This window comes from Streptomyces sp. NPDC006197 (genome assembly GCF_040613865.1).
GTDB lineage: Bacteria > Actinomycetota > Actinomycetes > Streptomycetales > Streptomycetaceae > Streptomyces.
Genome location: NZ_JBEXSZ010000106.1, coordinates 17,006 through 28,968 on the forward strand (window position 1 = coordinate 17,006; position 11,963 = coordinate 28,968).

Annotated in this window: 4 protein-coding genes; all 4 read right to left on the bottom strand. The window is 69.7% G+C overall.

The window, feature by feature from the left end:
- Positions 1-65: 65 nt before the first annotated feature.
- Genes ABZ318_RS27765 through ABZ318_RS27780 form a run of 4 tightly spaced genes read right to left on the bottom strand, consistent with a single transcriptional unit; the run spans position 66 to position 11,834 of the window.
- A complete protein-coding gene (locus ABZ318_RS27765; protein WP_356905206.1) occupies positions 66-1,925 on the bottom strand; it encodes a DUF1998 domain-containing protein in 1,860 nt (619 codons plus the stop codon).
- A complete protein-coding gene (locus ABZ318_RS27770; protein ID WP_356905207.1) occupies positions 1,922-5,179 on the bottom strand; it encodes a helicase-related protein in 3,258 nt (1,085 codons plus the stop codon). The genes ABZ318_RS27765 and ABZ318_RS27770 overlap by 4 nt, the downstream gene beginning before the upstream one ends.
- Positions 5,176-7,080, bottom strand: a complete 1,905-nt coding sequence (locus ABZ318_RS27775) for a UvrD-helicase domain-containing protein (RefSeq protein WP_356905208.1) — start codon at positions 7,078-7,080, stop codon at positions 5,176-5,178. Before ABZ318_RS27775 ends, ABZ318_RS27770 begins: the two co-directional genes overlap by 4 nt.
- Entirely contained in the window at positions 7,077-11,834 is a 4,758-nt protein-coding gene (locus ABZ318_RS27780; protein WP_356905209.1) for a DEAD/DEAH box helicase, read from the bottom strand. The genes ABZ318_RS27775 and ABZ318_RS27780 overlap by 4 nt, the downstream gene beginning before the upstream one ends.
- Positions 11,835-11,963 lie beyond the last annotated feature (129 nt).

Here is an 11,963-nt window from a genome sequence, read left to right on the forward strand (position 1 = left end):
TGTCACCTCGGGGTCGAATCGATGTCTCCTGTACGAGCCTAATGAGACCTTCCCACGGCCGTACATCAGGCCTGCAGGTGTGCGAAGAAGCCGATCTGCGGATCCTCCGGGGTTCCCACGAGCAGAGCGCGGTCCAAGAGGATGTTGTTGTGCTCACAGCTCGTCTCCGGGAGCATCACACAGGCGTGGCAGGCGGCGAGATTCGTGCCGCCTGTGCCTGATGCCTCGGACTCGACGCACAGAGGGTCGGAGGAACACCACTCCGCGCGGCGTACGGCGGCGCGGATCGTGTGGGCGAGCCGGTCCGGTTCGCCCTGGGCGACGAGTCCCCCGAGACTTCCCGCCGAGTCGCTCGTGGCCGTGTAGATGAGCATGCCCGCCATGTCGCCGTCGGCGTAGAGGCGCTCGCGAAGCGCGGCGGCGGGGTAGCCGGCGTCGAGGCTCCATTCGTTGATGAGGACATGGGACAGGGTGTGGAGCAGCACCATCCGAGGGGTGGCAGGAGAGGCCGGGACCCGGGCCGGATCGGCCGCACGTTGCTCGATGAGCCTCTCGTGCGCGGTGCGCATGCGCTCGACGCGTGCCGCCACGGCGGTCGAGCGCTCCCACTCCTGGAGGCGGTTGTCGTCCAGGCGGATGAAGACGCCCTCGCCACGGACCTCCATGGCGGGCAGCCAGGTCAGTTCGGATGTCGAGAGTGCGGCTTCCCTGCCCTCGGTCGTCGCGTCGAGGTCGGCGAGCCGGGTGAACGCCTTGAGGGCGCGGACCTCGCGAAGCTTCTTCACCAGCATGGGCCCGGTGACCCCGAGCGGATGCAGGTCGGCCGGATCCCCGAGCGGGGTCTCGCAGACGAACTGCTCGTCGCGGGAACGCTCGCGTTCGTCGTTGCCGGCCCGGAGGCGCTCGTACTCCTTGTGGCGCAGGGCGCGGTAGCGGTGGTCGAAAGCAGGCGTCTCCTCGCCGTCGGGGTCCTCCTCCCGTTCGGCGTCCAGGAGTGCCATGACCTCGTCGACGGGCACCGGGATCTCACCCTTGAAGACGAACTTGAGGCACATCTCCACCTCTTCGCGTCCGTTGAGGTTACGGAGTTGTTCCCAGTGCTCGGCGAGCGGGTCGGCACGACCGTCGCTCCAGGGCGGGATGGAGAGCGCCGACTTCAGCACCGGTTGCCATACGGCGGACGAACCTCGCTGGAGCGTGCGGGCGGTGAAGCTGCAGGACTGCGCGGGTACGGACGTACCGAGCCACGGGCGGGTGCCGCGGCAGCGAAGTCCGAGGTCCTTCAGGGCGTTCCTGCGGAAGGAGCCCTCCATCGAGACCTCCGGAACCCCGCAGGTGCACGAGACGATGATGGACCGGAGGGACGAACTGCGCCCCGAAGCACGCAGCTTGAGGGTCCCTCCGCACTGGCCGGCCGTGATCGACCCGGAGCCGGCGGCGCGGTGGACCCAGTGCCAGTAGGGGAACTCGTCGAGGTGTCCCCCCTCGCAGGCGATCACGAAGCGGGAGGGGACCAGGTCGGTCTCGCACGTGCCGCAGATGCTTCTGCCGGGGGGTGGGTTGAAGTCGCGGTGTCGACGCAGTTCATTGCATTCGGGGCAGGACTGCATCACGGGGAAGCGGCGGACCCGGACGCCGTCCTTGCTGGCTTCGTCGGACGCCGGAGGCAGCCGGAAGTGCTGGACACCGAGGAGGCGGGCCAGTCGGCGCTCGTGGATCTTGGGAGATTCGTCGGAGTTCCAGTGGGTATCGGCTCCGTCCAGGCCGGAGACGACGAACGACTCGTGGTCGACAGCGATGAGTGACCCGACTCCGTACGTCGTGATCATCTGGGAGCGGCGGACCGCGCCTCGACGGAGCAGGTTGTGGGCGGGAGCGTAGCCGTTCGTGCCGGTGCGGCGACGGCGTGCGGGGGGAGGGGTCATCGGGATGCCTCCATGAACAGGGCGGACTCGGCGTCTACGTCGCGCAGGCTCCACAGGGTGGGCCAGGCCTTGGCTCCCTCGAACTCGTCGTCGTACGCCTTCAGGAGGGACGGCGTGCGGTCGCCCCTCTTCGGTTCGAAGAGCAGGCCACCGTGGACGTCGGCCTCGGCGCACCACCATTTGACGAACTCGTCGAAGGCGCGAGACACGGCCTGGGACTCCTCCGGAACGACGCGGGCGACGCGTTCGACGAGGATGTCCCTGATCTCCGTACGGAGTCGGTGCTCGTAGGACTCGACCCGCCCGGCGGCGTCGTTGGGACGGGCCTCCGGAATGAGGACGCGGGTGAGGGCGACGATCACCGCGTGCAGGCCGCGCTCGCGCGCACGGGTGGAGAAGGGGGTGACGGACGTGGACTCCACCTCGCGGTACAGGGCGGAGTGGAAGTGCAGGAAGTTCTCGTAGTGCGAGCGGTCGCGGGACCTGGTCGCGTTGAGCATGACGGCGACGAGGCCGGGGTGGGCACGACCGACGCGACTGGTGGCCTGGATGTACTCGGCCGTGGTCTGCGGCTGGCCCATCACGGCCATCAGACCGAGTCGGTCCACGTCGACGCCGACCGCGATCATGTTGGTCGCGAGCAGGACGTCGACAGTGTCCGCGTCCGGGAGCTTCTTCTCGATGCCCTTGAGACGCGTGGGGATGTCACTGGCGTCGACCCGGCTCGTCAGCTCCGAGTAGTTGACGGCGGACCGGACCTCCACTCCTTCCCGCTCGGCGAGCAGCTCCAGATAGGCGATGACGTCGTCGTGGACCTGGAGCTCCGCGGCGGAGAGCAGCCGGAGGCTGTTGAAGTAACCGACGAGGCTCCAGTACGCGTCGCGGACCTCGTCCTCGGTGCGCGCCTGCGTCGCACGGTGCATGAGGGTGGCGTACGTACGGATGAGAAGGGTGGACTGGCTGGTGGCGGGGGCGAGGAGACCGACATAGCGCCGGCTCGCCTTCTCCTCGCGTGGTGTCTCCACCGCGAACCACGAGTCGCGGGAGTCCAGACCGGCGGGCGGGAACTGGCGCACGTCACGGTCGAAGAGGCTGAGCCCCTGCGTCGCGGCTCGACGGATGGTCGCGGTGGAGGCGATCACCTTGGGCCTGTCGGCGAGGGCGTCCACTGCGGTCTCGTAGAGACCGGTGAGCGTCCCGAGCGGGCCCGAGATCAGGTGGAGCTCGTCCTGGACGATCAGCTCGGGGGGCGGAGTACGGTCGGTCGGCCTGTCGCGGTTGAAGAGAGCCGCGGTAGCCGGACGCCACGGCATCGAGGCGAACTTGTCGACGGTGGCGATCACCAGGGTCGGGCGGGCGTCGTAGACGGCCTCGTCGATCAGGTGGACCGGCAGACCGTCGGAGAAGTCGCAGTCGGAGCCGGGGCAGCGGACGTACATCCGCCTGTCGTCCGGCTCGACCTCGTAGTCGCGGGCGTCCAGGCGCGTTCCGCACCATGAGCAGGCGTGCAGTTGCACCGGGTTCTTGGTGGCCAGGCGCTTGTCGAGGTCCTTGCGGAGTTCGGCGAGCTTCGCCTCCGCCTCCTCGAGGGTGTTGGGGGTGGCCGAGCGCCCCACCCACATCCCGATAGAGAACTCCTCGGTGCCCAGCTCTTCGGGCAGGTCTCGGCGCAGCACCTCCATGGCGCAGAGCAGGATCGCGGCTCGCTCGAACTGCTGAAGCGTGAGCAGCCGCAGCGTGTAGCGCATCAGGACGGTGACGCCGCCGCCGTCCGCGCCGCGCCGGATGCGACGCAGGAACGCGGTGAACGCGATCAGACCGAGGTAGGCCTCGGTCTTGCCGCCACCGGTCGGGAACCACAGCAGGTCGGCGATGGCGCGGTCGTCGTGCCCGGGGTCGTCGATGCCGGCGAGGCAGAGCAGTACGAACGCGATCTGGAAGGGACGCCAGCTGCCGGCGGCCGTGTCGGGGAGACCGACACGGCCGGCCTTGACCCAGGCGCTACGGGCCCGCTGTTCGGCCATGGCTCGGTTCGCGAGCCGAAAGGCCCGCATCAGATCCGGTTTGTCGTCGAGGAGCCCGATGCCCTCGCGGATCCGTCCGAGTGCTTCGCGACAGGCCTCGACCTGGGCGAGGGCCGGCTTCGCGTGAGGCGTGTCGGCGAGGGCGGCCGCCTCCGTCTCCTTGCGGTCGATCCAGTGCTCGTAGCCTGTGGCGAGCGCCTTCAGGGCATCCAGGACGTCGGCGTCCGAGCCCTCGGCGAGGCCGAGCATGGACAGCGCGGAGCTGTCGATCTCCGGGTTGGAGTCGGTGAGCAGTACTTCGACGCTGGGCACGAACTCGCTGCGCACTTCGGACACGGCGGCTTCCAAGGACTCGGTCATCCCGATCGGTGGCGGTGTCCAGTCCCATGCGGCGGCGCAGCCATGGCCGACGGCGAAGGTCGGGGCGTGGCGGTGGAGCAGCCGGCTGGTGGCGACCTCGGGGTCGTGGGCGGCGGCCGGCGCGGGACGCTCGACGAAAGCGCTGGAGCCGTCGGCCGCGCGGACGGTGAGTCCGCACTGGAAGAGCGACGACGCGTCCTGGAGGTCGTACTCGCCGATCCGCTGGGTGTTCACCAGCGTGACCGTGATCGTGACCGTGCCGGTGACCGCGTCGGGGCGACGGATGTTGACGCGCAGCGCCGCGCCGTGGCCGAGCTCGACCCGCAGGGCCGGGTTCGGCGAGGTCACGTCGACCGAGGTCTCCGGCAGTGCGAGCACCTTGCGTCGCCACTGTTCTTGCTGGTCGGAGGTGGTGCGGGCCTCGGCGCGGCGGGCCGGGACGGGGCGGCCCTCCGCGTCGGTCGGCTCGTAGACCGCGGCCCGGGCCCGGATCACGATCGCGTCGCTTATGGTCGGATCGACTGCGAAGGTGAGTCCCATCGAGGAGGGGCGACGGGATCCGGCGGCGCCGATCTCGTCCGCGGTGCCGGACTCCTCGACGTCGTCCCGGGACCGCATCGGTACACGGTCCGTGCCGTCATGCTCTTCCTCGTCCTCACGGATCCGCTCCTCCGCGGCAGCGTTCGAGGATCTCGGGTACAGGACGCCGGTGAGGTAGCGGTCGATGGGTGCGTCCTGGAGGAGGATCTCGTCCCGTTCGTCCGGCGCGGCCTCGGGGGAGGGGCCGAGGAGTTCACGCCGCAGCCCCGTCAGGAGTTCCTCGTCCCGGACCCGGTAGTGCTCGGCGTGCCGACCTGCCACGTGCGTCATGCGCTCATCTCCTCGTTGTCGTCGGCCCGGCGGTACCGACCGATACCGGTGATCCGGGGCGCGATCCACACACCTCGGTCGCCGAGGCCGGCGTTGGCGCCGGCAGCGGTGCTGCCCGTCACGGTCTCCAGAGTGTCGATCCGTATGCCGTGGATCTCGTCGGGCCACCAGGGGTCCCAGGTCCGATTCACCTTCTGCACCTGGAACAGCTCCTCGCGGAACGTCTGCGAGGCCTCGCCGATCTCGTGCCCGTCGTGCACGAGGGCGTAGGGCGGGCTCTGGTGCTCTCCCGCCGGGAGGCCGTGGCGCTTGCGCAGCACCACCTCGTGCCCGGGGAGCACCCGCTCCAGGAGGTACGCCTGGGTGGCGACGGCGTCGGTCTCGTGGCCCGGCGGGTCGTTCCGATCGATGTCCCCCGCCTCGGAGACGATCCCGTACCTGTCGTACGACCGCCACCCGCCCACGTACCTGCGGCCGTTCCTCCTGCCTCCCGCCCGCCTCAGGACCGGCACCTGGGGGGAGCGCACGTGATAGAGGTCCTGGCGGGCGCGTGTCATTGCCACGTAGAGCGCTCGGGCCTCGGCGGGGAGGTCCAGCTCGTCCTTGTACTGCTTGCGGAGTTCGGCCACGGTCGGCGGGGTCAGGACGATGACGCGGTCGAACTCGAGTCCCTTGGCCCGGTGCACGGTGGTGACGACGATCCGCGAGGTCTCCGGGTCGGTCGCCTCGTCGGGGAACCGGCCGTCCGCGACGGAGCGGCGAAACCGCTCCAGGTCGAGTACGTTGCGCCCGGTGCCGCGTGCGGTGCGCCGGAGCACCGTCCACAGGGCGGTCGCGTTCGGCTCGAACGGCAGAGGGATCTCCGCGAGCAGACCACGGAAGCGGTCCTCGGTGAGGCCGCTCGCCTCGGTACGACGCAACAACTCGGCCACCCAGTACGGGACCGGCCGCTCTTCGAGGGGGCGCCGCAGCCGGTGGGCGATGCCGTGATCGTGGAGGAGACCGGACACCACCAGGGCCTGTCGGTTGTCCCGGGTGAGGATCGCGCAGGTGTCGGGGAAGTTCCGCAGACTGTCCAGGGTCAGTGGATCGGTGAGGTCGCCCATCCCGTTCGCAGGCTCCAGGAGCAGCTCGCTCAGCTCCTCGTACAGAGTCGCCGCCAGGTCCGCGTCGGCGAGCTGCTGCAGCCGCGGGCCGTACGCCAGCGCGGTCCCGGCCTCGGGGGTGGAGGCCCGGAAGTTCTGTGTGAGGTGCAGTTCCACCAGGTCGTCGGGGAACGAACAGCGCAGCCAGTCGAAGAACCGACCGGTCTCGTCGGTACGCTCGGCCAGGTCCTCGATCTGGAAGCCGTACACGGTCTGGGCGGCGTCGCCGACGACGGTGAACCCGCAACTGTCCTGGTAGCGGTCCAGAAGGGTCTCCACCAGCTCGCGACGGCCTCCCAGCAGGTCCTGGACCTCGTCGATCACGACGTGAGCGGGCGGAACGGCGTCTTCCGCCTCCAACGCCCCCTTCTCGATCGCCTGCGCCGCGGCGGCGATCCGCCCTTCGAAGCCGACCGAGCCCCACTCGCCGTCCGGCTGGGCCTGTCGGAGCACCCCGTAGGCCCAGGCGTCGAAGGTCTGCGCCCGGACCCGGCGGGCCCGGTCCCCGTGCCGGGCGATCCGCTCCCGCAGCTCACGTGCCGCTGCCCGGGAGAAGGTGAGGACCAGGATCTCGGCCGCCTCCAGAGCCTCCTCCGGGTCCTCGTGGCCGCACAGCGCGTCGAGTCGACGCACCAGGGTGTGCGTCTTGCCGGCTCCTGCCCCGGCCGTGACCAGCACACGGGCGTCCCAGGGCTGCTCGACCACGGCCCGCTGCTCGTCGGTGAGCGGGGGGTTGTCGAGGTAGGCGTCGGTCACTTGCGGCTCCAGAGGTGCTCGAACTGGTTGAACGCGAGCTGGGTGTCGAAGTTCGCGATGTTGTCGCTGACGTTGAGGATCAGGCAGGTGTCCTTGCCGCCGTTCTTGGGACCGCGCAGACCGCGACCGATCATCTGCTGGTAGACGTTGGTGCTGTAGACCGGGCGGGCCACCACCACGACGCGGGTCGCGGGTGCGTCGAACCCCTGGGTGAGGACGCCGTAGTTGGTGAGGACGCGGATACGGCCCGCGCGGAAGTCCTCGATGCGTCGGCGCCGGTCCTGGGCGCTGGTCGTCGAGTCCACCGACGCGGCCGGGACACCGCGATCGTTCAACATGGCCGCCAGGTACTTGGCGTGGTCCACGGAGGTGGCGAAGAGCAGGGTCGGCCAGTCCTCAGGAAGGGCGACCACCTCGTCGACGATACGGCGGCTGCGCACGTGGTCGTCGGCGAGCCGTTGTTCGGCGGCGCGGGAGAGCATGGCCATCCGGTCGGCCTGCACCTTCTCCTCGCGTGTCAGCTCGATCCGACCGCCTTCCAGGGTGCGGTGCTCGACCTGCGCGAGCATCCCCCAGTCCTGGAGGTCCCGGTACGGATCGCCGGAGGGGAAGACGCCCTCGTCGAGGCGCTTGTTGCCGAAGCGGTTGACCAGTTGGTTGGTCTCCTCCTCGTTGGTGTTGCGGAACGGGGTGGCGGTGAGGCCGAGCAGGTGACGCCTGGTCTCGTACCGGGTGAGGCCCAACTGGCCCAGGATGTGGGTGTACCGCTTGGAAACCGCTGTGTGGGCCTCGTCCACGATCACCAGCGCCGCCTGCCGCAGCCAGTCGTACGCCTCGGTGTCCAGGCACCGCTCCAGTTTGGCGTCGGTCGCGACCACCAGGTGCGGATGGTCGAGGACCTCCCCGACCTCGTTGGTGCTCCACAACCGGCTGATGGTGAGCGGTCGTTCCGCACCCACCTTGCTCCAGACGAACTTCCAGCTCTGCACGGCCTGCTCGCACAGCTCCTCGGTCTGCGCGACCCACAGCAGCGGACCGCGCAGATCACCCACCTGCTTGACCCATCGGATCACGGCCTCCGCCGTGACCCGGGTCTTGCCGGCGCCGGTGGGCAGCGACAGCATGGCGCGTTGCGGGGCCAGCCGGTCGAGCAGCGTGCTGATGTTGCGGACCAGGTCCTCCTGGTAGCCGTGGAGTCCGGGGAAGTCCCGGGGGCCGTCCACCGTCTCGAAGGCGGGCGGTGACGGGGTCCTGGAGCCGGCGAAGGTCACCGGGAGTCGCAGGTCCGAGACGAAGGCGATGGCCGCCGACGAACCGCCGTAGGCGACCGGGGCGTTGGGGAACCTGGCCTGGATGTCCCGGGCGTGCTGCTGGAGCACTCCGTCGCCGTGCGCGTTGAAGGCCATCTGCGCGATCCGGTGCGGGGACGGCTCCGTACCGTCGCTCTCCTGCAGCTCGGCCTCCATCAGGCCTTCGGGAAGCCCCGACCGCAGAGCCTCCGCGCCGATCAGCAGCTCGATCTTGGACACCACGTCCTCGGCGTCGCGTACGGCCCTGAGCGCCGCCCTCGTCTCGCTGTCCCGGGCCATGCGCTCCTGGTGCTCCAGGACCGCCTTGCAGCCGGCGGCACCGAGTCCCAGCTCCAGTTCCCGGTCGATCAGCCGCAGCATCGGTTCGGGGTCCGCCGGGACACGGACCTTCACCGTGCCGCCCTGGCGTACCGCGTCCAGCTGGCGGGGTTTGGTGCCGTTGGGGGTGCGGGTCACCTCCTCCAGCTCGGTGCACCGCTGCACCAGGCTGTTCCGGTTGGCACTGTTGAGTCGCTGGCGCAGGGCGGGGTACAACTCGACCAGAGCCACCGGGTCACCGTCCGGGACCTCACGTGTCTCCTTGCTGATCACGTCGGCATAGCGGAGCATGCCCCACTTCTCGACCATCAGCTCGGCGTCCGCCGCACTCAGCACCAGCAGCGCGGGAAGCTGTTCGGCGCGCAGCGCCCGGTACTCGGCCGGGCCGACCGCGACGGTGATCTCCTCGTCCGGACGGTTGCCCCACGCGTCACCGATGCGGCAACGGGTCAGCGAGTCCTCGGGGAAGTCCGCGCCGAACCGGGTCAGCATCACATAGGTGGCTCCCACGAAGGTGTCGTCCTCACTCCGGGACACCTCGGTGAGAAGGTTCTCCCAACGGGCGGACGGGACTTCTTCGACCGTGGTCGGCAGGCGCAGCTTCCGGGCCTTCTCCGGTGAGATCTCGGCGACCGGCAGCACGTCGCGATAGGCGGCCAGCTGCGGTCCGACCGCTTCCTTCAGCGGTTTGATCCCCTGGGAGGTGGCGACCGTCCCGTACTTCCTGAGCAGCCAGCGGATCGGCGAGGCCACGGCCTGACGGGTGCTCGTCTGTGCGCCGATCTGTCGCGTCCAGTTGTCCACGACGGCGTCGTCCGGCAGTGCCTTCAGAAAGGCCGCGCGGGACTCCTCAGAGAGCGATCGGAACAGGTACAGGGGGCCGCCGACGGCGGAGCCCTCCACCTTCATCCGGCCGATGGAGGGGCGTGGGGCATGGTCGTCCAGGGTGCGCAGATAGGCCGAGTGGACTGCCTCCCGGTACTCCTCGAACCATTCCTCGCCGTCCGGCCGCACCGAGGTCGAGGGCAGCGCGCGCAGGCCGATCTCCGAGAAGAAGGGCACGTCGTCCGAGTGGAAGCCCATGTCGACGGCGATGCTCGGGTCGCGCCGCGGGTCCACGACCGCGCCCGGCAGCATGCAGTCGCGTACGGGCCGGAACCTGCTGTCCGCGGTGCGTACACGAAGCGTCTCGCGGGGGTACGGGACCCTCTCCAGCACCCTGTGGACCAATCGGCGTCCACCCGCCCGACGGAACAGCTCCCAGAATCGCTCCCACTCGGTGTCCCCGTACCCGTCGAAGCCCTGGTCGAGGACGCTGACGAACCGTCCCTCGGCATCCGCCTCCCGGATGCCGAGGACATCGAGTGCATGGGCGAGCGACGGATCCTGGGCGATGTCGCCGACCACGTACACAAGGGATTCCCGCAGCCCTCCCTCGTCGGCGCGCCGGAAGACGCGGCCGGGGACGGGGGCGACGAGGCCGTGTTCCTCGGTGAGCACGATCCGTGCCCTGCGGGCCTCCTCGGCGTACGGCGACCGGATCTCGATCATCTCCGCGAGAATGCGGATCGCCACCGTCGAAGCCTCGGGCGTGCCGCACTCGACGAGTGCCTCCAGCCACGTGCGGACGTCGGTGCGCTTGTGCTCGGCCGCCGCGAGGATGTGTTCCACCTTGCCGGACCGCAGGGCGTCGGCCTCGGCGTTGGGGTGCAGCCAGTCCGTGGGGCGACCGGGGCACTCGTGCCACATGCGCAGCCATCCGGTGGTGCGCTTCTGGTCCTTGTCGAGACGGGGATGGACCCGCAGTTCGGTGGGCACACGGAGCACCCCGTCCTGGTCGGGCAGCGACGGTCGGACCGCGGTCCGTTCCCAGATCTGCCGGGTCAGGGACTCGTCCGCCCAGCTGATGGCCTCCTTCGCGCGACCCGGCAGCAGCGGGAGGTAGGCGGCGGGGTCCTCGGCGGGGGCGAGCCGGGGAAGGGCGTCGACGACCAGTGCCGCCGAGACCTTGACCATCTCCTCGTTGAAAGCGGACGAGTCGAGGAGGTTCTGTCGGTCCTCGTTCGTTTTCCACGCGCCGTTGAGGATGCCGCTGAGGGACATCTCGTACTTGGTCGGGAAGAACGACCAGAAGCGTCCTCGGCCGCGTGACCTGGGGGAAGCGTACAGTCCGCTCTCCGTGTCCCTCTCCAGCGCCGGTACGGCCCAGGCGAGGTCGAGCACGAGGCGGTCGTGCAGCTCACCGGCATCGGCTCGGGCCGCCGGCCCCGGTTCGTGGGTCACGGAGAAGACCCGCCACCGGGCGGTCGTGGTGGGCTTGCCCGTCCGCTCCTCCACCACGGTGTGCAGGTCGCCGTCCTGCTCGGTGGTCAGCACACGACGGGCGATCGGCCGAGGCCTGCGGTCCTCCAGGACGACCTTCGCCACGTGCGGGGAGAGGAGTTGGAAACCGACCGGGAACTCCTCGCGGGATGCCCCGGCACCCTTCCGCCCGCCGTGCATGTCCTGGGCCAGCTTGTCGGCGGCACCCGGGAGCAGAGGCAGGCGCACCACAGTGACGGCCCAGTCGAGCAGCTCGTCGAGAACAGGGTCCTGGGCGCGTTCGGCGGCCATGTCGAGGGGGCGAGCCATGCGCAGCACCGGTGCCTCGAACTTCTCTCCCAGACGGTCCGTCACGCCCGGCACCGAGCGGATCCGCTCGTGGGCCCACTCGCGATCGAACCCGAAGGAGCCGGTGCTGCTGAAGAACTGCGGGGTGTCGGTGACGACGAGCACCGATTTCACGCCGACCCCGAAACGGCCGATCTGACCGCCTCGTTTCCGCGACATGCTCATCCGCAGAATTGTCTCCGCGCCTTCGGGGCTGACGGGGGAGCCCTCATTGGCGCAGTAGAGGTGGGTGTTCGTGAGGACGACGTGGGCGGTGCCGCCGGGTTCGGAAGCGATCTCGTCGGCTGCGTTCTGCACGAGTTCGAACAGCTGTCGATCGCCGTACCCGCCCTGGGTGATCCGACGCTCGCTGTTGGCGTGCTCCGGAATGAGGCCGGGATCGACGGCATAGGTCTGCAGGACGCGTTCCGACTGGTCGAGGACGGTATCGACGACCGGGGAGTTGGTGGGCGACATCTGGTCTACGGCTCCTGGGATCGAGGAAGAATGGGAAGGGCCCCGACGGGCCGGCCTTGTGCTCCGGGTCCGGGAACACGTCCCACAAACCCATGGGATCTCCCTACGGCCATTCTGCCGTGCGGCGGG

What these genes read in the sequence shown, in the direction of transcription:
- ABZ318_RS27765 (WP_356905206.1), bottom strand. Translation starts at nt 1,925, where the DNA reads ATGACCCCTCCCCCCGCACGCCGTCGCCGCACCGGCACGAACGGCTAC.
- ABZ318_RS27770 (WP_356905207.1), bottom strand. Translation starts at nt 5,179, where the DNA reads ATGACGCACGTGGCAGGTCGGCACGCCGAGCACTACCGGGTCCGGGAC.
- ABZ318_RS27780 (WP_356905209.1), bottom strand. Translation starts at nt 11,834, where the DNA reads ATGTCGCCCACCAACTCCCCGGTCGTCGATACCGTCCTCGACCAGTCG.